13 protein-coding genes are annotated in these 23,421 nt (G+C 41.8%); all 13 read left to right on the top strand.

Going from position 1 to position 23,421, the window contains the following annotated elements:
- The first annotated feature begins 433 nt into the window (after positions 1-433).
- The 13 genes from J4Q03_RS14045 (at position 434) to J4Q03_RS13985 (ending at position 23,400) form a co-directional block, all read left to right on the top strand.
- Positions 434-7,426: an SDR family NAD(P)-dependent oxidoreductase gene (locus J4Q03_RS14045; protein WP_426048763.1), complete on the top strand. Its 6,993-nt coding sequence runs from the start codon at positions 434-436 to the stop codon at positions 7,424-7,426.
- Between the two features lie 19 nt (positions 7,427-7,445).
- Positions 7,446-11,678, top strand: coding sequence for a beta-ketoacyl synthase N-terminal-like domain-containing protein (locus tag J4Q03_RS14040; RefSeq protein WP_426048762.1), 4,233 nt, complete (start codon positions 7,446-7,448; stop codon positions 11,676-11,678).
- Complete coding sequence (locus J4Q03_RS14035; RefSeq protein ID WP_260543597.1) at positions 11,666-11,965, top strand: acyl carrier protein; 300 nt, start codon at positions 11,666-11,668, stop codon at positions 11,963-11,965. The genes J4Q03_RS14040 and J4Q03_RS14035 overlap by 13 nt, the downstream gene beginning before the upstream one ends.
- On the top strand, positions 11,956-12,750 hold the full coding sequence (locus J4Q03_RS14030) for an alpha/beta fold hydrolase (protein WP_426048761.1): 795 nt from the start codon (positions 11,956-11,958) through the stop codon (positions 12,748-12,750). Before J4Q03_RS14035 ends, J4Q03_RS14030 begins: the two co-directional genes overlap by 10 nt.
- The gene (locus tag J4Q03_RS14025; RefSeq protein WP_426048760.1) at positions 12,743-15,148 is read left to right on the top strand and encodes a glycosyltransferase; all 2,406 of its coding nucleotides are present in this window, start codon (positions 12,743-12,745) and stop codon (positions 15,146-15,148) included. The genes J4Q03_RS14030 and J4Q03_RS14025 overlap by 8 nt, the downstream gene beginning before the upstream one ends.
- A gap of 90 nt (positions 15,149-15,238) precedes the next feature.
- A complete protein-coding gene (locus tag J4Q03_RS14020; protein ID WP_426048759.1) occupies positions 15,239-16,510 on the top strand; it encodes a condensation domain-containing protein in 1,272 nt (423 codons plus the stop codon).
- On the top strand, positions 16,507-17,760 hold the full coding sequence (locus J4Q03_RS14015) for a condensation domain-containing protein (RefSeq protein WP_426048758.1): 1,254 nt from the start codon (positions 16,507-16,509) through the stop codon (positions 17,758-17,760). Before J4Q03_RS14020 ends, J4Q03_RS14015 begins: the two co-directional genes overlap by 4 nt.
- Entirely contained in the window at positions 17,757-18,290 is a 534-nt protein-coding gene (locus J4Q03_RS14010; RefSeq protein ID WP_426048757.1) for a hypothetical protein, read from the top strand. The genes J4Q03_RS14015 and J4Q03_RS14010 overlap by 4 nt, the downstream gene beginning before the upstream one ends.
- A 39-nt stretch (positions 18,291-18,329) precedes the next feature.
- On the top strand, positions 18,330-18,668 hold the full coding sequence (locus J4Q03_RS14005) for a hypothetical protein (protein ID WP_426048756.1): 339 nt from the start codon (positions 18,330-18,332) through the stop codon (positions 18,666-18,668).
- A gap of 440 nt (positions 18,669-19,108) precedes the next feature.
- Positions 19,109-20,116 carry a terpene synthase family protein gene (locus J4Q03_RS14000; RefSeq protein ID WP_426048755.1) on the top strand — a complete coding sequence of 336 codons (1,008 nt, stop codon included), beginning with the start codon at positions 19,109-19,111 and terminating at the stop codon, positions 20,114-20,116.
- Between the two features lie 20 nt (positions 20,117-20,136).
- Positions 20,137-21,162 carry a terpene synthase family protein gene (locus J4Q03_RS13995; protein WP_426048754.1) on the top strand — a complete coding sequence of 342 codons (1,026 nt, stop codon included), beginning with the start codon at positions 20,137-20,139 and terminating at the stop codon, positions 21,160-21,162.
- Positions 21,163-21,323: 161 nt separating this feature from the next.
- A complete protein-coding gene (locus J4Q03_RS13990; RefSeq protein ID WP_426048753.1) occupies positions 21,324-21,869 on the top strand; it encodes a hypothetical protein in 546 nt (181 codons plus the stop codon).
- Between the two features lie 388 nt (positions 21,870-22,257).
- The gene (locus J4Q03_RS13985; protein ID WP_426048752.1) at positions 22,258-23,400 is read left to right on the top strand and encodes a 1-acyl-sn-glycerol-3-phosphate acyltransferase; all 1,143 of its coding nucleotides are present in this window, start codon (positions 22,258-22,260) and stop codon (positions 23,398-23,400) included.
- Positions 23,401-23,421 lie beyond the last annotated feature (21 nt).

The following is a 23,421-nucleotide window of genomic DNA, read 5'->3' as shown; positions in this document are numbered from 1 at the left end:
AATAATTATTTTTCATTTTCAATTTTTCAATCAGTTTTAATAAATGAACGGAACTGTTTTTTGTTGATTTTATAGGCTTTTTTCATGTATTATGATTTTGTAATATAAAAGAAATAATTCTCTTATTATTGATTTATTTTATTTTTTATTTCTATATTTGCTTTAAATTATCAATTATAAATGTTTATAATTGAGCCGAATAGACTGTACCGTAGTTTTTTTGATAATAAAAATATAATCTGTATTTTTTAATGGTATTTAAATTAATAATAATTTTTTATTAATAATTTATTATTAAAGTTTATTTATGGTTAGAAATATAATATAAATTCATTATTTTTATTCCCTAATAATTGATAAATGCTCTTTATACCGAAAGGTTGCGAGTTTTGTTATATAAATTCCCAGTTATTATCTCAATACCATGAATGCAATGAAAAACTTAACCATTATTGGTGTAACGCCTTTTGAAAAGCCGGATGTTAATCTTATGCTGAAATTGCACGAGGCAGGTGCGTTTCCCGTTCTAAGCTTAGGACACGATTCAAAAGCCGCTCAGGAAGCGCTGAATCAAATGAACCAGACAGATATACCTTCTTATGGGATCTATCTGCCGAACGACAAATTTATTTCCCTTCAGATCCCCGAAAAAGTCAGGTTAGCTATCCTGCCGTCCGGTGTTTTAATGAACATTATACCGGATCTGCCTGTTATTTATCAGGTTACCAGTTTAGATGAAGCCAGACTGGCCGAACAGTCAGGAGCCGAAGGCATCATTATAAAAGGAAATGAAGCAGGCGGACTGGTAGGGTATGAGTCTACATTTGTATTATTTCAGCGCATCATCAAAGAAATTAATTCTATTCCTGTTTGGATGCATGGAGGAGTAGGGATTCATACAGCTGCTGCTGCGAAAGCATTAGGAGCAGCCGGTGTTGTGCTGGATAGTCAGCTTGCCCTGTTCCCGGAGAGTTCTTTACCGCTGGAAATCAAAGATCTTAGTTCAAAACTGAACGGTACCGAAACCAAAATAATCGCTAATCATAGAGTATTGGTGAGGCCAAATTCCCCTGCGCTAAAAGAAAATATTACTGCTGAAGAGCTTAGAGAATATTTCACCGGCCTTGATTTGAATGAAAATTACATTCCTATGGGCCAGGACATCTCGTTGGCCACAGATCTGTATGAAGATTTCAAAAACCTGAAAAGAATGGTTTTTGGGTTCAGAGAATCAATGTACGGCCATCTGAAACAGGCAAAAGCCCTTAAAGTGATTAGCGAGAATAACATAATGGCTCAACAGCTTGGCTTACGTTATCCTATTGCTCAGGGACCCATGACCCGTGTCAGTGATGTTCCGTTATTTGCCAATGCAGTAGCAGACGCCGGAGCTTTGCCTTTTGTTGCTTTATCATTATTGAAAGGTGCACAGGCAAAAGCTTTGGTGATGGAAACCAAAAAACTGGCTGGTGAAAAAACCTGGGGCGTAGGGATCCTTGGATTTGCCCCTCAGGAATTGAGAGAAGAACAGACTTCCTATATTCTGGAAGCTAAACCTTCCGTCGTTCTTATTGCCGGAGGAAGACCTGCCCAGGCTAAGGTATTTGAAAAGGCGGGTATAACAACCTTTTTGCATGTACCTTCCCCTGCGCTGTTAGATATTTTCCTGAAAGAAGGAGCCACTAACTTTATCTTTGAGGGTCGTGAGTGCGGTGGCCATGTAGGTCCGCTCTCAAGTATGGTTCTTTGGGAAAAACAGATTGAACGTATTTTAAAAGAAGAACATCCGGAAAAGATCAGTGTATTTTTTGCAGGTGGAATTCATAATGCATTTTCAACAGCATTCGTCTCTATCATGGCAGCTCCGTTAGCCGCCAGAGGCGTAAAGGTGGGCGTATTGATCGGAACAGCTTATCTGTATACGGAAGAAGCCGTACGTACCGGAGCTATTCAGCAAGAATTTCAGGTACAGGCCATGCAGGCAAAAGATACAGTTTTACTGGAAACAGCACCGGGACACGAGACCCGTTGCTTAAATACGGCCTTTGCGAAACATTTCAGTACCGAAAAGATCAAACTTCTTTCAGCCGGAATGGATAAAAAAGAAGTTTGGGAAAAACTTGAAAAATTAAATGTGGGGCGACTCAGGATTGCTGCAAAAGGAATCGATCGTCAGGGAGACAAACTGGTAAATGTTCCTAAAAATGAACAGCTTGATCTTGGAATGTACATGATCGGTCAGGTAGCCACGATGCAAAACCGCGTAATTTCCCTGGCATCCCTTCATCAGAATGTAAGTATTGATAATTATAAATATATTGAAGAGGCTGCTTTGCCGGAACAGCCGGTATCAAAAGAAAGACCCCTGGATATAGCGATTGTCGGGATGGAATGTATTTTCCCGGGTGCTAAAAACCTGGAAGAATACTGGCGAAACATCATCCTGGGAAGAGACAGCGTCACAGAAGTTCCTGATGAACGTTGGAATAAAGAACTTTACTACCATCCGGATTCAGACGGGCCCGATGTTTCCCACTCCAAATGGGGCGGATTTATTCCAAAAATAGATTTCGATCCTTTGGCATTCGGAATTCCCCCGCAATCCCTTGCTGCTATTGAGCCAACACAGTTGTTGACCTTGCTGGTTGCCAAACGTGCCATGGAAGATGCAGGCTATGGAGAAAAACAGATCAACAGAGAAAATATTTCTGTCATTATAGGCGCTGAAGGCGGCAATGATCTCGCCAACAGCTATAGTTTCAGAGGATACTATAAACAGGTTTTCGGAGAACTTCATGAAGAAGTGAAGCAGGCATTTCCGCATACCACAGAAGATTCATTTCCTGGTATTTTGGCTAATGTGATCGCAGGTAGGATTACGAACCGTCTGGATCTTGGAGGAAGAAACTTCACGGTAGATGCGGCCTGTGCTTCTTCTTTAGCAGCTATTGATCTGGCCTGTCAGGAACTTGTATTGGGAAAATCCGATATGGTGCTTGCCGGAGGAGCGGATTTACATAACGGGATCAATGATTATCTGATGTTTTCCAGTACTCATGCGCTTTCCAGAAAAGGAAGATGTGCCACATTCGATAGTGAAGCCGACGGGATTGCCCTTGGAGAAGGCGTTGCAATTCTTGTGTTAAAAAGATATGAAGATGCCGTTCGCGATGGCGACCGTATTTATTCTGTCATCAAGGGAGTGGGAGGATCCAGTGACGGAAAAGCACTGGGGCTTACAGCACCTAGAAAAATAGGACAGGTACGGGCTTTAGAACGTGCATATTCCCAGGCAGGGATCAGTCCTGCATCAGTTGGCTTAGTGGAAGCGCACGGAACCGGAACTGTAGTAGGAGATAAAACCGAACTGAGTGCGCTGACGAATTTATTCAGCCGTTCAGGAGCCATACCCGGGCAGACGCATTTAGGCTCTGTAAAAACGCAGATAGGACATACCAAATGTGCAGCAGGATTGGCAGGACTCATCAAAGCATCGCTGGCGGTATATCATGGCGTAAAACCACCGACACTTCATTTGCAGCAGCCTAATGCATATTATAATGCCCAAACCAGTCCTTTTGCTTTCTATGCAGAAAGTGGATTGTGGGGTGAGAAGAACCGTTATGCAGGAATCAGTGCTTTTGGATTCGGTGGAACCAATTTCCATACCGTCATTGCGAACCATCCTAAAGAAGATGATTCTGCCGTACTGCTATCGTGGCCGTCAGAATTATTTGTATTCCGTGGAAATACTTATGAAGAGGCTAAAATTCAATTGGGACAAATCAAATCTTTATTAGAAGTTAACGGTGATATCCCTTTAAAAGATATGGCTTACAGCTTAGCTGTCGGCTCAGAAAAACCTATTCAGCTAACCATTGTTGCTGATACCGCCGAACATTTGATGATGAACATCGAACTCGCATTATCCGGCATCGAAAGTAAAGACACTTTTACAGTGAATAGACGCGACGGTAAAGTAGCTTTCCTTTTCCCGGGACAGGGCAGTCAGAGAATCAATATGGCCCGCGATCTGTTTGTCGCTTTTCCGGCCATGCGTAACCTGATTGAAGGGTATCCTGAACTGGAGAAGGTAGTTTTTCCTTCGGCAACGTTTAATGAAGCTGCTTTAAAGCAACAGAAAGAAACCATTAAAGATACCCGCCTGGCACAGCCTATCTTAGGAATGGTTGACCTGGCTTTAGCTAAATTCCTGAAATCACTGGACATTGTTCCCGATATGGTGGCAGGCCACAGCTATGGTGAATTACCTGCCTTATGTTTTGCCGGTGTTTTTGAAGAAGAAAAGCTGGTTGATTTAAGCATTCAGAGGGCTCACGCTATTCTGGATTCAGTAGAAAATGGCGATCCGGGAACCATGATTGCAGTAAGTGCAACAAGAGAACAGTTACAGCCGGTATTAGACAGGACAGAAGACTGTTATCCGGTTAATTATAATGCGCCCACCCAATGCGTGGTAGCAGGAAGCACGCCGGCTATCAATAAATTAATGGAAACCCTGAAACAGGAGCGTATTTCTGCTAAGAAATTAGAAGTGGCCTGTGCATTTCACAGTCCGTTACTGGCCAAATCCAAAGATATATATGCTGAGGTTTTAAAAGAGGTCCCTTTCAACGAAATGCAGATTCCGGTTTGGTCGAATACAACTGCAGAAACCTATCCGGCAGCTCCTTCAGAAATTAAAGAAAGATTAACGGACCATTTGGTACAGCCGGTAAGATTCGTAGAAGAAATTCAGGCGATGTATGAAGACGGAGCCCGAATATTCATCGAAGTAGGCCCTGGAAAAGTCCTTTCCGGATTGACTAAATCCTGCCTTGAAAAAGATCAGCTGATCCTGTATGTAGAAGACAGCAACCGCAATAAAATAAGCCATCTTCTTTCCATGCTGGCGCAATATCTGGGAACAGGCCGGAGCTTCAGCATTGAAAAACTTTTCGATGGCCGTAATGCCAGGTTCATTCAGATAGACCAGCCCGAATTGTATAAGAAAAGCCCAGCCATCTGGCGTGTGAACGGACAGACGGCACATCCAACTACAGGTAATCTGCCGGCTAATGGTGCATTACCGATATTAAATCCTATTCCAATGAACAATTTTACTAATAACCAACCAGTCCCTGTAGCCGAATCTCAGCCAGCTGCTGAACGGATGCTGCATGAATATTTAAATACCATGAATCAGCTGATCCAGGCACAGCGTGATGTAATGCTTTCCTTCCTGGGACAGAATCCACAGATCAACCCTGCTCCTGTTTATGCTGCATCAGTACCGGCACCTGCTAATGACCGTTTAGTGACGATTCCTGCACAGCCGGTCAATGTAGAAAAGCCAGTTGCTGTTGCGGTAAAACAGACTCCGGTAAAAGATATCAAAACCCTGTTATTACAGGTTGTCAGCGATAAAACAGGATATCCTCAAGAAATGCTGGGTATGGAAATGGACCTGGAAGCTGATCTGAGTATCGACTCTATCAAAAGGGTGGAAATCATCGGAACGCTTCGCAGTGAGCTGGGTGCACTTACATCGGATCATGCTAATGAAGATACGATCATGGAAAAATTAGCATCGATCAAAACGTTAAGCGGTCTGGTTTCCTGGTTGACAGAATTTACAGGAACTCCAACAGCCGCTCCAGAAAAAAACGAATCTGCAGTCACAGCAACCTCAGAACCGCAAAGCAAATCTGCATTCTCTCTTGAAGAACTTCAAAATATAATTCTGACTATCGTCAGTGAAAAAACCGGTTATCCGAAGGAAATGCTGGGATTGGATCTCGATCTTGAAGCAGATTTGAGTATCGACTCTATTAAAAGAATGGAAATTATCGGAGACCTGAAAACCAAAATCGGTTTCGGAGGGGATATGGACCAGGCTGATGACCTGATGGAAAAACTGGCGGCGATTAAAACATTAAAAGGATTGGCCTCATGGATCAGCGAGATGAGTGGAAACACTGAGGCTGAACCGGTGCAGAATTTACTGTCACGCCTTCGTTTTGGCCTAACTCCAACTAATGTTTCTGCAGAACAGAATACAGAAATCATAAAAGGAAAACGCTTTGCTATTACTCAGGACAACAGTCCGCAAACAATGGCGATCAAAAACGCTCTTGAAAAACACGGGGCTATCGCAGAATTGGTGGATACAGAAAAAGATCTTAAAGATTTTGACGGACTCATTATTCTGGATCTGTTCTCATCAACGGTAAAGCACAGCATCATTGATCATGTGGATCAGATCAAGAAACTGGATCTTGACAAAGCGAAATGGGTATATCTGATTTCAGATATTCCGGCGCATATTCAGGAACTGACCGATACCCGCCTTTTGCGTCATTATAAAGGCTATCCCGGACTTTTCAAAAGTCTGGCAAGAGAATTTGAACAAACATCCTGCAGACTGATCAGCCTGGGCACACCACAGGAAGTTGATCAGATTACAGAGATCACTTTAAAAGAAATATTAAGCACAGATAAACCTTCTGAAGTCGTTTACAAACACGACCAAAGGCATAAAATAGATATCATCCCTTCTCCATTATCAACAAGCTTTGAAGAAGCGCATATCCAACTGGGCCAGGAATCTGTAGTTTTAGTGCTTGGAGGCGGACAGGGAATCACTTCTGAACTGGTGAAACATATGTCCGGGGCGTATCCTTGCACCTATATTCTTGTAGGAAGATCAGCAGATCCGAGAGATGTGGCAGGATTAAAAGAAGTGGAAGCCATGAAAACAAAGGAAGAAATAAGAAGTTATCTTATTAAAGCCGGAATATTCACTTCTCCTGCTGAAATAGAAAAAGAAACGGTAAGAATTTTCAAAAACAATCAGATTCTTCGTACCATCCGTGATATGGAGCAGATGGGAAATACAGTAGTCTATCAATCCTTGGATCTTTGTGACGAAGAAGGATTATCAGATCTGATCAAAAATATTTACGATAAATACTCCCGTTTAGACGGGGTGATACATGGAGCCGGTCTTTTGGAAGATAAACTGTTCAGACAGAAAACCTCCAGCTCATTTGAACGGGTCTTTGATACCAAAGTAAAACCGCTTCGTGTACTGGCTGAACAGCTGCGTGCCGACTGTCAGTTTGTAGTGCTTTTCTCAAGCATTGCATCAGTATACGGAAACAAGGGCCAGACTGATTATGCCGCGGCCAACTCCGTACTGGATGATTATGCAAAAGCTTTAAATAAAAAATTAAAAGGAAAAGTAATTTCCATCAACTGGGGCCCGTGGAAAGGAGCCGGAATGGTCTCGTCAACACTGGAAACAGAATACGAACGCCGTGGAATCTCTTTAATTCCATTGGATCAGGGAAAAGAAATTTTCCTTAACGAAATTAAATACGGAACCGAAAGTCAGGTATTGATCATGTCAGGAAACAACTGGTAAACCTCTGTATACGATGACTATGAAAAAAACAGATGTTGCTGTTATTGGCTTATCCTGTGTCTTTCCCGGGGCACCGGATGCCCATATTTTTTGGCAGAATATTGTCAATAAAGTAGATTCTACCCAATCGGCTCCTGCTGACAGGATAGATCCTGTACACTTCAGTGATGCTACCAATCCCGTCGACAGATTTTACTGCAAACGCGGTGGATTTATCTCTGATTATGAATTTGATCCTACGGCTTTTGGGATTCTTCCATTAGCAGTAGAAGGTACCGAGCCGGATCATTTATTAACCCTTGATCTGGTGCAAAAAGCCCTGGAAGATGCCGGTGTATTTCAAAAGGGAACGTCTCTTGAAAAAGCCGGAATCATCATCGGTAAAGGAAACTATACCGGCCCCGGTGCCACCCGCGCCATTGAAATTGTACGCACCGGGGAACAGATTTCCTCATTGCTTCAGGAATTATTACCTCAGGTATCTTCAGCAGATATCGAAAAGGTGAAACATGCTTTCCAGGAACGTAAAGGACGGTTTGCAGCAGATACAGCCATGGGATTAATCCCTAATCTGGTTGCTTCCTTAGTAGCGAACAGGTTCAATCTGGGAGGTGCCGCATTCACAGTAGATGCTGCCTGTGCAAGTGCTTTGATTGCAGTAGATCATGCCGTTCAGGAACTGAACCGTGGCCGTTGTGATATGGTCATCGCGGGAGGTGTGCATACCGGACAAAATGCTGCTTTCTGGAGTATTTTTGCCCAATTGGGAGCCCTGTCTCATCAACAGCAGATCAAGCCGTTCAGCACAGATGCGGACGGATTATTAATTGGCGAAGGCTGTGGCTTTGTCGTGTTAAAACGAATGGAAGATGCTGTCCGTGATCAGGATAAAATCTATGCCGTGATCAAAGGCGTTGGAGTAAGCAGCGATGGGAATGGAACCAGCGTGATGAGCCCATCTGTTAAAGGTCAGCTTAAAGCTTTACAACAGGCCTGGATCAATGCAGATCTGGACGAAAAGCAGATCGGTTATCTGGAAGCCCACGGGACAGGAACACCGCTTGGAGACAAAACAGAGCTTCAGACCCTGGCTCAGTTTTTTACTAAAGAAGAAACAACGCAGGCTGCAGGAATCGGTTCTGTCAAATCCAATATCGGACATGCCATGCCGGCTGCCGGGATCGCAGGTTTAATCAAGACCTGTCTGGCGCTTCATCATGATACTTTACCGCCTACATTATATTGTGAAAATCCAATTGCAGATATGCAGCAGACCCGCTTTGCTCCGGTACAGGAACCGAAAAGCTGGTCAAAAACAGGCTTGCCAAAAGTAGCGGCAGTTAATGCCTTCGGATTTGGAGGGATCAATGCACACGTCGTTCTTGAAGGCTATGATATGCCGAAAAAAGACCGTGTTTTAGTATTGGCAAGACCTACACACGAAGAATTGCTTTCAGCTTTAAAGAACAGCGAAAACAGAGTAGGAGAAGGGGATTACAGAATTGCTTTATTCGACCCGACACCTGAAAGAATAGAAAAAGCCATTAAAATTGCAGCTAAAGATAATCCATGGCGTAACAAACAGGATATCTGGTACACCAACACGCCCTTACTGAAAGATGGGGGCAAAATTGCTTTCGTGTTTCCCGGTTTGGATGGCCTTGCGAAAGGAGAAGTAGACAGTGTGAGCCGTTATTTCGGATTAACCGAACCTATCGAAACAGAAGGGGAAGGTTTATTAAGCGATGCATTGGGAATTTTCAACAAATGCAGCATCCTTGATAACGCCCTGAAAAAACTGGGGATTGTTCCGGATATGAACGCGGGACACAGCTTGGGAGAATGGCTGGCAGGATATTCCTCAGAACTGGCAGAAGTGAATTCTGTTAAAGCTTTGATTGATGTTCTGAATCCGGAAACCTTTGAATTAAAAGATTCCAGATTCATAGCCGTCGGAGCGGGGATTGATGCGGTCAAGCCTTTTATCGATACCATTCCCAATCTTTATATTTCCAATGACAATTGTCCCAATCAGGTGATCCTTTGCGGCAGTAATGCTGCTCTGGATGAGCTGGTACTATTGTTAAAATCAAAACAGATCTTTCATCAGATCCTGCCGTTCCAATCCGGTTTTCACTCACCGTTTATCGCTGATAAACTGGATGTAATCTTAGCAGGAATGGAAAAGGCAGAGTTTCAGCAGACAAAGATTCCTTTGTGGTCTGCAACGACCTTGGAACCTTATCCTGCAGATCAGGATGCCATCAGAAAACTGAGCGCCGAGCACTTGGTTCAGCCGGTCCGATTCCGTGAACTGACCGATAAACTGTATGAAGAAGGAGCCAGATTTTTTATCCAGATAGGAACCGGAGGACTCATCGGGTTTATTGATGATACCTTAAAAGGAAAAGCATTCAGTACCATTGCTTCCAGCGTAGCTACAAGATCTGCACTGGCTCAGCTGCAGCGTGTGGTAGCTGCATTATTTGTGGAAGGTAAAACGGGAGCATTAGACTTTTTAGAAATACAAAACTTTTCCAAAAAATCATCAGGAAAGGGAATCAAGTTGCAGTTGGGTTCACCGATTATCCGTGATTTTAAAGAAATTCGAAATCTGGCTCATTCTTTTGAGGTGCCAAAACAAAATATGGTTTCAGCGACAGTAGCTAAAACAGGGCATCCTCTTGTTCAGGCTTTTCAGGAAAATATTACCGATATGATCCGGATGCAGGAAGAAGTATTGACCCTGTTTCAGAACCGTCCGGAAATTACAGTTCCAAGACCTGCTGTTTCCAGAGCACCGATCAGTAAGAATTTCTCGAAGCTTCTTTATGTCACTTTAGAGACGCATCCTTATCTCATCGATCACAGTTTATTGAGACAGCCAAAAGGATGGGACAATGTTTCTGATATGGAACCTGTGATCCCGATGACCATGATTTTTGAGCAGTTAGCAGAAATCGCACAGGCTGAAATACCCGGAACCCGCGTTCATAAAATTATGAATGTGAGCGTGTTTCAATGGATGAATGTGGCTAAGCCCTTTGAAAAAACAGTCAAAGGAGAATGGCGTTCAAATAACCATGCATATCTTGATATTGAGAACTTTGCCAATGCAGAAGTCTTACTGGCTTCCTCTGCACCTGCTGCACCCGCCTTTAATCTATCGATCGGAGATCTTCTGTCTATTGAAAGAACCCCCGAGGAGATCTATGACAAACACATGTTTCATGGGGAACTGTATCAGGGAATTACAGAGATTTCTGCAGTGGGAACGAAAGGAATTGTTGGGAAAATCAAAGGAAACGGTGGAAAAGGATCTTTGCTTGATAATGCCGGACAGCTATTCGGATTATGGCTGCAGCTTACTTTGACAAAAGACCGTATTGCTTTCCCCGTGAAAATCAGAGATATCGAATTCTTCGGCGAGATGGAGGATCAGGACGGCCTTTTTGAATGTACCTGCATCCTTACCGAACTTAATGAAGAATTTGCCATTGCAGATATCATCCTTAAAAGAGACGGAAAAGTATGGTGCGCGATTACAGGCTGGCAAAACCGCCGGCTGGAAATTGATGAACCACTTTGGAACGTTTCTATGTCGCCTTTGCACAACCGTCTTTCGGAGAAGATAGCCCCTGAGGTATTTTTCTTTCATCAGGCATATACGAGAGTGGCTTCATGGGATTTTATCCTCAAAAGATATTTCAACCAGACGGAAAAACAATACCATCAGCAATTGTTTCCCAATAAACGAAAAGAATGGATGGTGAGCCGTGTAGCGGTGAAAGATGCCGTACGGAATCTTCTTCGTGAAAAGAAAAATCATCCTTGTTTCCCGATCACTTTTGAAATAGGGAAGGATGAAGTCGGAAAACCCTATCTGATAGGCGATGTCACCGAAGATATCCATATTTCTTTAGCTCATAAAGAAAAGGATGCGGTCGGCATTGCACGTCAGGGCGGACCGGTGGGAATCGACATGGAAATCATGGAAGAACGAAGCTCCGGATTTTATGACCTGGTATTTACCGATCATGAATTGACCTTATTAAAAGACAGAGATCAGGCGGAATGGACCACCAAATTCTGGGTAGCCAAAGAAGCGTACGGAAAGTTTCTCGGAACCGGACTGAAAGGAAACCCAAAAGCCTTTGAAATCACCCATATTGAGGGAGATCATTTATGGATCAGCCAAACTGAAATAAAAACTATTAAACATAAAAATTATATTATCGGATGGACACTATAAACAACACATTACAATTGAATCACGAGGAATTGTTCACGCTTTTAAAAGGCTTTATTACCGAAGTGATAGGCGCTGAATTTGTAGAGGAAATGGACATTACTCCGGACAGTTCGTTCACGAAAGACCTGGAAATGGACAGTATAGAAATTGTTTCTTTTTCTGAGAAGATCAAAGCACATTTCGGGGATCAGATTGACTTCACGGGATGGTTGTCTTCTATGGATTTAGACGAACTGATCAATCTGGACCTCCGTATGATCATCAATTATATCTACGAATGCCAATAATCAATGTAAACCATAAACAGGTTCATATTCAGGAACTCAATAAGGGTGCTGAACACACGGTGGTGCTTATCCACGGGATGTTCAGCAACCTCTCCATCTATTATTTTAATATAGCCCCGGTTCTTGCGAAACATTTCCATGTGGTAATGTACGATTTGAAAAGCCATGGCATGAGCGAGCGTTTTACAGACGGCTATGACCTGGAAAGTATGTCATCCGATGTATTGGCTCTGATGGATGTTTTAAATCTTAAAAAAGTACATCTTGCCGGATACAGTTTCGGAGGTCTTATCGCTTTGAAAACAGCATTGAAAGCACCGCATCGTGTCAGCCGGCTGGTCGTGATAGAAGCCCCGGATCCTCAGGATGAAAAAGCCCGTAATATCATTGATGAATACAGCAAAGAATTCCTCGAACATTACGTCGCCAATTTTACAGACACCACCAAAGTGCAGATGGGCAAAAGGCAGATGGAGAAAAACCACCGTATGTATGAATTCCTGTTTGAAAAAACAAGCATCAAAGCAGATATGATAAAGGAAAAATATTTTCTGGGTGAAGCCAACTTGTCGGAACTGGATATTCCCACATTATTGCTTTACGGATCTGAATCGAACTGTAAACCTACAGGGGAATGGCTGAAAACGCAGATTATTCCGTCTGAACTGGAACTTATTCCGGGCGATCACAATGTCCCGATACAGGAACCCGTGCAGATCGCAGAAGCGATGGTTCATTTTTTATCTCAATCATTAACTAAAACAGTAACACAAAATCATGGCTAAATTTGTATTTGTTATTCCGCCATTGACAGGCCATGTCAATCCAACCTTAAGCATCGGTGCAGAATTGCTGCAGAGAGGGCATGAAGTGGCCTGGATCAGTCTTGACAAAAATTTAAGTACAAAACTTCCTGTCGGGGGAGAATTGTTGCTCATTCAATATGATCAGACCGACGAGGAAAAAAGAGAAAGTGAAGGTTACCTCGATATTATTTCCAAAAAAGTAGTCTACGGCATCGACAGTATCAAGTTTTTGTACGATGATGTATTGATTCCTTTAAACAGACATTGCTACAATGGAATTGTTACCCTGCTGGAACACTATCAACCCGATATGGTGATTGGAGATCATCAGCTGTTTGCTGCTGCTATTGCCGCCAAAAAACTGAATCTTCCCTACAGCACATCCGTTACCGCTCCGGCCGCTATTAAAATGATGGAGGAACTGCCTAAAGTACACGAATGGGAAGTCAGTAAAATCATTGAACTGCAGAAAGAACTGGGGGTAACGGAAAACCGTTCATTAGCATCTTCTGATCTGTTAACCCTTGTTTTAACCTCAAAATATTTCTTTGGCGAAATGCATCTGCCGGAAAATTATCAGTTCACGGGCCCTGTTCTTACGGAACGCAGGATCTCCTGTGATTTTGATTGGAACAGATTCAACAGTAATACCAACAAAAAGATCCTGGTAAGCATTGGAACGACCTTCGATCATGATCACAAAAAAGCTTTCTTCCAAAAAGTGGTTGATGCCTTTAAAGATGAAGACCTGACCGTTGTATTGGTTTCGGATCCGCAGCTTTTTGACCGCTGGCCGGAAAACTTTATGGTCTATAATCAGGTTCCCCAACTGGATCTGCTGCCTCATCTGGATGGAGTCGTTTGCCACGGCGGTCACAATACCGTTTCTGAAGCCCTTTCCAATGGTCTTCCGCTGGTTGTGATTCCTATTGCGTATGATCAGTCTCATGTCGCAGGTCGTGTTGTACGTACCGGAGCAGGAGAACGTCTTAATTTTAACAGATTTAAATCTCATCACCTGAACGAAGCTGTTCAAAAGATTTTAAAAAATCCGGAATATAAGGAAGCTGCTGAAACGGTTCGTGAATCTTTCACCAAAGCAGGAGGCACAGCTACTGCAGCCAATCTGCTTGAAAAAGCATTAATCCCTGCTGCTGAAAAGCTGCAGCCCGGATCTAAATTTTTATTTGTGATTCCGCCGTTTTTTGGACATATCAGCCCTACATTAAGTGTGGGAGCCAGCCTGATCGCCCGCGGACACGAAGTAAAGTGGTTTGGAATTACTCCGTTAGACAGCAAACATATTCCGGAAGGAGGAAGCTATTTTTATCCTGAAGAAGATCTGAGTCCGTTTCAGGAGGATATTCAGCGTATTTTAAAGAGACAGGATGACGGGCCGGCCTGTTCAGGACCTGAAGTCATGAAACTGGCGCTGGAAGAAACCTATGTTCCCTTTGCCAAGATGATGATGCCCGGGCTGGAACGTTTGATGGAAAGCTGGAAGCCAGATGTTCTGGTGAATGACTGTATCACTTTCGGTGGAGCGCTTTTTGCCCACAAACACAATATTCCGTGTGTAACAACTACGCCTGTTCCGCCTGATGTAATGGGCGATACGGCAACTCATGCACCCAAAATATTCGAGTGGCAGCAAAACCTGATCAAAGATCTTCAAAAAGAAGTAGGAATTAATGATGAAGGCATTTTTATCCATTCCCATCGGTTGAATCTGGTATTCACTTCACAGGCGTTTGCAGACTTTGAAACCGTTCCCGCGCATATGAGATTTGTAGGTCCGGTAAAAGGACGTCCGAATCCTGCACCTTTTGACTGGGAAAAACTGGAAGCATCCACGACACCGAAAATATTTGTATCACTAGGCACTTTGCTGGTAGACATCCGGAAAGCCTTTTTTGAAAAAGTGATTGCGGCATTTGCAGATCAGCCCGTAACAATTATTGCGGCAACTCCACCGGAAATATTTGATGAATGGCCTTCTAATTTCATTGTGAACGGCTTTGTCCCGCAATCTGCATTGATGCCTCACATGGATGCGGTGATCTGTCACGGAGGTTTTAATACCGTTAATGATACATTCACCAACGGATTACCGATGCTCATTACGCCTATTGCCTACGATCATTTTCATATCGCCAAATTAATTGAAAAAGCAGGCTGCGGAATCAGCATCCGGTACAAGAGATTGCGTGTTGAAGCCCTTCGTGAAACCGTTTTTGAATTGCTGGAAAATCCTGCCTACAGAAACGCAGCGAAAAAGGTTCAGTCCGGTTTACTCAATGCAGGCGGTAATGATCTGGCGGTAGAACTGCTGGAAAGTTTTGTACAACAAGAACAACCATCATTAGTTTTAGGATAAGCCTATGAAATCGCCATTATTTGTCAATACCAATATTGATAAACACAACGCGATTCCATATGACCTTTAAAAAGAGATAGATATCTACATATGAAACGAAAATTGTTATTTGGTGAGCGTATGCTTTTAGGAGACGGAACAGAACCTTTTAATGCGGTTATTCCGTTTCGGTTGCGCGGAACCTTTAAAGAGGAACATATCCAGCAGGCCCTGAATCAGCTTCAGGGCAAACATCCGTGGTTGAGAGCGCTCATCAGTTATGACGAAAATAATATCCCATGGTTTGAAGTCCCGGAAAATCATCCGCCCATCCCAATACGGGTTGTACCCAGAAAAGGTGAAGATGACTGGAAAGAAGAATCCGTAAAAGAATGGCAGACTTTATTTAATTTCGGAAAATTACCTCTCATCCGGTTTGTATGGATCAAAGGGGAAGAGGTTTCAGATATGCTTTTTTCTTTTCATCACTGTTTATGTGACGGAGGTTCTGCAATGGCTTTTTTATATGAATTTTTAAAGCTGTTGGATCATCCTGCTGCAGATATTGGAGTAGAAAAACCAATATTAGGAATTCAGGACGTGGTTCCTGCTGAGATTTTAACGGACCGCAAACAAAAACTGAAGGCAAAAGTGATCGGCAGACTGGCCGCAACAGCGATTAAATGTATTCCTGTCAGTAAAAAAGAAGTTGACCGGCAGAATGATTATCTGATCCACTGGAAATTTGACAAAGAAATGAGTGAGGAACTGATTTCCTACTGTAAGTCACTGGAAGTTACTGTTAATACTTTCCTGAGTGCAGCGGTACTTCAGGCGTTTAAAAAAGTAAGGGGTACAGCAGCTTTCAATAAGGTTTCGTGTCCGGTAGATATCAGACGTTTTGCGAAACAGATCAAAGAGGACCATATTTTTGCTTTCGGGCTGATGATCGTGGTTTCAGCAAATCAAAAAATAAGCTTTTCAAAAAATTTAAGGCTGATGCAGGAGTCTGTAGAGCGGAAGACTTCCAAATTGAATCCCTATATTACAATGATGGTGATGGAATCGGCTCATGATGCTCTGAAAAATTTCACGAAGCTGTTAAAGCAGGGCAAGTCTTCCAACGACTGCATGTTTTCCAATCTGGGACGCATTCAGATTCCCCATCAATACAAAGAATTTACTCTGGATACCATTTTCAGTCCTTCTGTAATTGGTCCTTTGGGCAATACCACAACGATGGTAACATCTACATTCAGAGGGGAAATGGATTTTTCATTTGTAGGAAGCGAAGGATATTTACCGTATGCTGAAGCCTTAGCGATTCGTGATGAGGTGATCCGGACGGTAAAATTACAATTAGACCACATAGCAGTATTATGATCAGGCGAAATTTAATGATGGTGGAACGGATCATGTACGTTGATCCTGAAACACCTGTCAATTGTGTATTTACGGCAAAAATCAAGGGGAATATCCCTGAGGAAAACTTTAAGGCTGCTTTAGAAAAAATCCAGCAAAAACATCCTTTGCTGAGAACAAGAATTGATACCAGCAGTGAAAAGTATCCGTTTTTTATAGAAGTAGAAGAAATTGAGCCTATTCCGATCCGTATTGTTGAACGAAAGACTGATGAAGACTGGCTGCAGGAATCTGAAAATGAATGGTTCCGGATGTTTAATGATGATAAAAAGCCACTGGCCCAACTGGTGTGGATCAAAGGGCAGGAAGTATCGGAAATTCTCTGGGTACTGCCTCACTGCATCTGCGACGGTACTTCACTTGTCACCATGATGACGGAGCTTCTTAGTTTATTGGATGATCCTGCTGTCGGGCTGCAGCCTTATGAAGTATTCCGTTCTGCAGACGATTTTCTTCCTTTGGATTTCAATATGAAAAAAAAGAAGCGGAAAGTCCGTTTTTATCTGATGATGGGCAGAATCTTTTTTCTCATGCAGCGGAAAAGTAAGATGAGGAACCTCGGGAAAAATTACGCTGTCCATTGGAAACTGAACCCAACCACAACGGCACAAATAACGGAAAAGACTAAGGCTCACGGTATTTCCGTACATGCTTTGCTTTGTTCTTCGTTTATGCAGGCTTTTCAGGAAATCCGGGGAAAGCAGGCAAAAGGTAAGGTGATCAGTCCTGTAGATGTCCGCCACTTTATTCCGGAGATCAGGCAGGATCATGTATTTGCTTTCGCACCAACTGTTGAATTGTCATTAAAAAAAGGAAGCAAAGGTATACTGGATAATGCCAGACAGATCAAAAAAGATCTTGTAGAAAAAATTGAAAAAATGAAAGCCAGAGAGCTTCTTTGGATGGGTGAGCAGATGCATCCCGTCGTTGAACGGATGGTGTCCATGTTGAAATCCAGTAAAGGGGGGCATGATATAACGCTTTCCAATATGGGAAGAATCAATATCCCAAGTGATTATAAAAATTTTAAAGTGGAAACCATTATCAGCCCGACGGTTGCCTTTCCATGGCTGAATTCCAATACGCTGGTCACAACGACGTATAACCGGCAAATGGATTTTACATTCATGTCCAATGAAGATTTCCTGCCCAAAGAAGAAGCCGTTAAAATTAAAGACAAAGCCATTGAACTTCTGACCTCTCCGCTATGAAATTTAAACTGAAGCCGCCACCACCTAAAAAACTCAGGAAAACTACCCTGAAACGCTTTTTAATCAGGCGGACGATCTATTATGTCCTTCCGAATGTGTTCTTCAACTTCATTATTGCTTACGCCAGCTTTCAGGAACTGGGATACACTCATTTTTTTTCAGGCACTCAAAATCTGGCCCGGCTGACCCTTCCAATGGCTATATTTTTACCGGTAGTCCTTACGGTTGATATTATCAACAGAGTGATCATTGCTTCCGAGCAGGGCGCCATTGAATTTACCGTAGATGAACAGCTCAATAAAAAGAAATTCATGGCAAAACTGAGTATTTTGCACGGGCTCGCTACCGGGCTACTGGTCTTGGCTGTACTGTTTTTTGCACAGCAAGGTTTTTCAAAATACTATAAGCTGGATGCTACCGCAATGGCTGTGTTGGTTGGGGTATTGGCAGGAGTACTGTCTGTAATTTTTGTATACGTACCTGTCTGGAGGTTGAGAAGATGGATGTATAAGCCTGAAATAGCTAAATAATAAATTGCTTTTAATTTTTAACATCAAAAACTATTAACCATGGAAATTAATAAGATTAAAGATCACATTGCAGAAAAGTTCAGCAATGATTACAGAATCTGGAATGATGTATTAAACCATACACAGCCGGAAAATTATACCTGCAAAAATTGGCAGGTTGAGGTCAGCCGGGAAGATATTCTTGTGGATGCTTCTTCAGCAACATTTTCAGTTAACGAAGGTTTTTTTGCGTGCCACTTACTATTGCAATCCAATGATCAGGATGATATTGTAACTTACAGTAAATCTTTTTCAGCAAAAGGGACATTCCAGCTTGACAGTATCAACCGTATAGAAATAGCGGATATAGACATTGATATTGAAGTAGATATTTTTTAAAATGTGATACAAGATTATCAATTAATTAACTATTTTTTCTCTTAAAAGGCTATTAATACTATAGTTTCAGGCTGTTGTCGTATTTTTATCAATGCCTAGTGAAATAAATTTGAATTTATATTATATTTTTTATTATTTTCATTGTTATAAACTAATACCATAAAAATATTAATAAACAAATTCAAACTTATGAAAATTTTTCTTTCAATAAAGATTGAGAAGTGTTCTTATTCCGAAGTCTAAATACCAGCACTTTTAACTTGTAATCTCGATACGGATTTAGTTTGATATCAACCTCTCATTTTATTTGAATCAGCGTTATTTCTGACTAGGTTGGGATTCGTTTACTTACATTATTTGCCGTTAATCTGTGACCAGTTTTGGTCAACTGTACCTATAAATATTATCCTTATGTGAAAAAACAGTAAAACAATAAAACCATGAACACACTTGAACTCCTAAACAAACAATTTAATTATCCGTTCCCGACATTAAAGAATCCACATGCAGACCAGCTGCAGGAAATTACCGAAAACCAATGGATAGACGGGGAATATCTTTGGCTTTATGAGCAGAACCCCGATCTCCGCAAAAAGTATAAGAAAACGAAAACCGCACATATTGCTGCACAGTGGTTTCCCACAGCATCGCTTGAAAGGTTTAAGCCTATCTGCAGGCTGATGTTGTGGACACTGTACAATGATGATCTGTACGAGGAAAGTGTATCCGGAGATATTAAAAAGATACATACCCAGTCCGTTGCCGTTCTCAATGGTGAAATAAGTGCTGAAGAATCAACAATACCGCTGGGATCTATGCTGGCTTCATTAAGGCAGGAGCTGTTACAGTTTATCCCTCAGGAATCAATCGTCCGGTTTACAAAAATGATCAGCAGGTATTTTACCGGCCTGGAAACTGAACTCATATACAAGGAGAAAAAAATGTTTCCAACCATAGAAGAGTGCATTGCGTTAAGGGAAGATTCCATTTGTCTCTATCCTTTTTTACAGCTTACAGAGGTAGAAACAGGAATCATTCTGCCACAGGAAATACACGAACATCCGGTGATCCGCCGCCTGCAGACACTGGCCTGTCATCTGGTGACCTATTTTAATGAAGTGCAGTCCGTAGTGAAAGATGAGGCGACAGACAGTATCTATTATAACATTGTAAAAGTCATCCAGCACGAACGCCGGATCTCACTGGAGGATGCCTGCCTGGAAGATCTGCGGCTTCATAATGAAGACCTGAAAGAATTTGTAGCCTTACAGTCATCACTGCCTGACTTTGGTATCTGGCAGGATGCCGTGGTAAACTGGGTACATTATATGAGCATGGTCCTGAGCGGCTGGAAAAATATCTCTACGAAACTTGGCCGCTACAATGCATTGGAGTTTCCGGAAGCCAGAGAGCTGAAAGAAAAACTTTCCCAACACATCATTAAATAATTTCATTTTAAAAATAAATCATGAGAGAAGAATTAATTGTTCCAAAATGTCATTACCCATGGCCTACGGTGAACAGCCCAATTGCCAATGCTTTTGATGACGAAGAAAAAGACTGGTATGATAATGATTATACTTTTATTTCTGAAGAAGGAATAAAAAGATGCAAACCCCAGTTCCTGTCCCGCGTAGCTACTTATATGAATCCTACTTGTGACAGCATAGAACGGATGCGCCCCTGTGCCAGGCTGATGATCTATATCACACTGTTTGATGACTATTTCGGAATGACCCCTGCAAAAGAACTGAAAGCAATGGCAGAACGGGTATATGAAGTTATGATGGGCGATGATCCCGAGCCGGATGAAATTGGTATTCTGCGGCAGATGGCACAGGCAAGGAAAGAATGGGAAACATTTATGCCCCGTTTCTGGATAGACAGAGTGGCCATCAATTTTTATGAGTTTATCATCTATGGAATGATGGAGGAGATTCCTTTCAAACAGGCTGAAAAAAGAACCTATCCGCTGCTTCCGCATTATCTCAGCTTCAGAAAATATTCAATCGGGATGTGGCCATATGGAGACCTGATAGATCCTGCAACAAATTCCCCACTGCCTGTGTTTATCTATAATCATCCTATTGTACAGCGTTGCAGAGAACTGCTTTCCCTGATTATTGTGATCCAGAATGACTTTGCCTCTCTGAAAAAAGAACTTGAAATAGAAAGCGAAAGTCTGAATATCATCTTCATCTTGAGGCACCAGTATAATCTTACCTATCAGGAGGCCTGTACAGAAGCCATGAGATTGCATGATGCCTATGGCCAGGAACTGGATGATCTGCACAAGTCTCTCCCGGATTTTGGGGCTTTCCAACAACAGGCCTATGATCATATTTACCACATTAAGCTTCAGATAAGCGGCTGTGCCAACTGGTACTATAATTCCGGAACCAACCGGTATGAACCGAAAGGCTTTATTGTGCCACAGTACGGAAGGGAAGGGGATGACATTCTTATCCCACACAGTATTTTTGTGCAGAAATAGCTGCAATGGAATACTGTTGAAGCAATAAAAAAACAGCAAAGATGTAAGTTTTTGCTGTTTTATATTTTGAAAGAAGTAGATCACTAAAGCTGAAATTTGCATTACAGAAATAAACATAATGGTTTAAAATCTTATCTTCGTTACTTAAATAAACTTGATTTATGAAAAAGATAATATTCCTGGCCGCAGCTGCCTTTGTGCTAAACTCCTGTGTTGTAAGAACCGCTGCAAAAGTAGTGACAGGAGCGGCAACAATAGGTTATAAAGCCGTAAAAGGAACCGTAAATGGCATCAGCTGGGCGGTAAGCAAGGCCAAAGGAAAAATAGATGAAGACCGTCTGGACGGAACCTGGAAAATTGTAGGGGTTTATAAAGGTTCTTTTGAAGATTTTTCAAAAGATCAGAACCCGGAAAGTTCATTTATATCAGACTGTACGGATAGTTTTGATCAGATTATTTTCAAGGCTAAAAAGTCCAAGTTCAAACCGGTGCACTGCAGTTCCGGCGAAGAAGACTGGGTAAAATATTCAATGGAATTCGGGAAAAATCCTCTGACTAAGGAAAAAGAAAATTATATAGAGTATAATTCCAATACTTACATTTCCGTGATTGATGTCAATAATAAGACCATGGTATTGGAAGGAAATCTGATGCCTAAACTTGCTTTTTCGGGGGCTAAACTTTATCTGTTGGAAAAAGTGAAATAATTTCCCTTTAATTGCGGAAGCTGTTTATCGGCCTAGGAAGCTGTAGCGTTAAAAAAAATAAAAATTGATCCGTTAAGAAATTCCCACTGTCTGAGTACGGATGAAATATTAAAACGAAGAAGTAGGAGTGAACCCGTACGAGTTTGGGGATTTTAGGAGCAAGTTTTATTTTTTAGTGAAAGATTCCAGCCTTGAATTTTTGGTTCATTTTGTTTCAAGACAAAAGAACATATAGAAGGAGTGAAATTTGTTTAGCGATGACTTCAATCCTATTTAACAAAGCTTCACGTTAAACTTAAACGTAAATCATAATACTTTAACAAACATTGTAACGTACCCTCGATAAATTTTTGTTCTTTTGCAAAAAGTTTAATTTTAACATAATTACATGTCGAAGTTCGATGAGATCCGGTTTTTTGATGACAGTGAAGTGAATGAAGCCTTACTTGGAATAGCCCGTGATCCGATGATGAATGCACTGATGAGTTTTACTTTTCCTGATACGGATAAGAAAATCTGGAGGGAACAGTTCAAGAATATCCACTCTGTAAGTGATTTTCAGCATAATTTTATTGCCCATACCATTCGCCAGATCCTTGCGAAAAGTTCTGAGGGTCTTACCACTTCGGGATTTGATAAGCTGGATAAACAGACACCGTACCTTTTCATTTCCAACCACAGGGATATTGTTTTAGATACCTCACTCATCAACCTGGTTCTTTTAGAAAAAGGTCTTATCATGACGGCTTCAGCGATTGGCGACAATCTTGTTCAGAAAACTTTTTTACATGACCTGGCCAAACTGAACCGTAATTTTTTAGTTCAGAGAGGACTGCCGCTTCGTGAGCAGCTGAAGAGTTCCCAGATCATGTCTGAATATATAAAGGAACTTTTACATACAGAAAACCGTTCCGTCTGGATCGCCCAGCGCGAAGGCCGTACAAAAGACGGAAACGACGTTACCCAGCAAGGTGTTCTAAAAATGCTTGCCATGGCTGCAGAAGATATACCTTTAGCAGATTATTTTAAAACACTGAAGATCGTTCCTGTATCTATTTCCTACGAATATGACCCTACAGATTCCTTGAAAATGCCGCAGCTTCTGGCTAAACACAGAGATGAGGAGTACATTAAAGGTAAAGATGAGGATTTTATGACCATGCTCAGCGGGGTTTTGGGCCAGAAAAAACGGATTCACCTGCATGCAGGCAATGTCCTTGATACCGAACTGGATGATATTGCAGCCAATTCTGAAAATAAAAACAAGCAGCTGCAGGCTATTGCACAGATCATTGATGATTCCATCATTCAGAACTATAAGCTATGGCCTACCAAGTTTATAGCTTACGATCTGCTTCACAATACCAATACCTATGCTGATCAATATACAGAACAGGAAAAACATCTGTTTGTACGGAGACTTGAGATGCGTATAGACCCTTCTGATGCCATTTCCAAAGACTATTTCCTGGCGATGTATGCGAACCCTTTGGTGAATAAAATCAAGTCCGAACAGAAACTTTCAGAATAATTTCTATAATAACGTTATAAA

The sequence above is a fragment of the Chryseobacterium sp. NFX27 genome, from assembly GCF_049887855.1.
Taxonomy (GTDB): domain Bacteria; phylum Bacteroidota; class Bacteroidia; order Flavobacteriales; family Weeksellaceae; genus Chryseobacterium.
This window is presented reverse-complemented; position numbering and strand designations above follow the sequence as displayed.

Coding starts and splice junctions, on each gene's coding strand:
- J4Q03_RS14045 (WP_426048763.1), top strand. CDS start 434: ATGAAAAACTTAACCATTATTGGTGTAACGCCTTTTGAAAAGCCGGAT.
- J4Q03_RS14040 (WP_426048762.1), top strand. CDS start 7,446: ATGAAAAAAACAGATGTTGCTGTTATTGGCTTATCCTGTGTCTTTCCC.
- J4Q03_RS14035 (WP_260543597.1), top strand. CDS start 11,666: ATGGACACTATAAACAACACATTACAATTGAATCACGAGGAATTGTTC.
- J4Q03_RS14030 (WP_426048761.1), top strand. CDS start 11,956: ATGCCAATAATCAATGTAAACCATAAACAGGTTCATATTCAGGAACTC.
- J4Q03_RS14025 (WP_426048760.1), top strand. CDS start 12,743: ATGGCTAAATTTGTATTTGTTATTCCGCCATTGACAGGCCATGTCAAT.
- J4Q03_RS14020 (WP_426048759.1), top strand. CDS start 15,239: ATGAAACGAAAATTGTTATTTGGTGAGCGTATGCTTTTAGGAGACGGA.
- J4Q03_RS14015 (WP_426048758.1), top strand. CDS start 16,507: ATGATCAGGCGAAATTTAATGATGGTGGAACGGATCATGTACGTTGAT.
- J4Q03_RS14010 (WP_426048757.1), top strand. CDS start 17,757: ATGAAATTTAAACTGAAGCCGCCACCACCTAAAAAACTCAGGAAAACT.
- J4Q03_RS14005 (WP_426048756.1), top strand. CDS start 18,330: ATGGAAATTAATAAGATTAAAGATCACATTGCAGAAAAGTTCAGCAAT.
- J4Q03_RS14000 (WP_426048755.1), top strand. CDS start 19,109: ATGAACACACTTGAACTCCTAAACAAACAATTTAATTATCCGTTCCCG.
- J4Q03_RS13995 (WP_426048754.1), top strand. CDS start 20,137: ATGAGAGAAGAATTAATTGTTCCAAAATGTCATTACCCATGGCCTACG.
- J4Q03_RS13990 (WP_426048753.1), top strand. CDS start 21,324: ATGAAAAAGATAATATTCCTGGCCGCAGCTGCCTTTGTGCTAAACTCC.
- J4Q03_RS13985 (WP_426048752.1), top strand. CDS start 22,258: ATGTCGAAGTTCGATGAGATCCGGTTTTTTGATGACAGTGAAGTGAAT.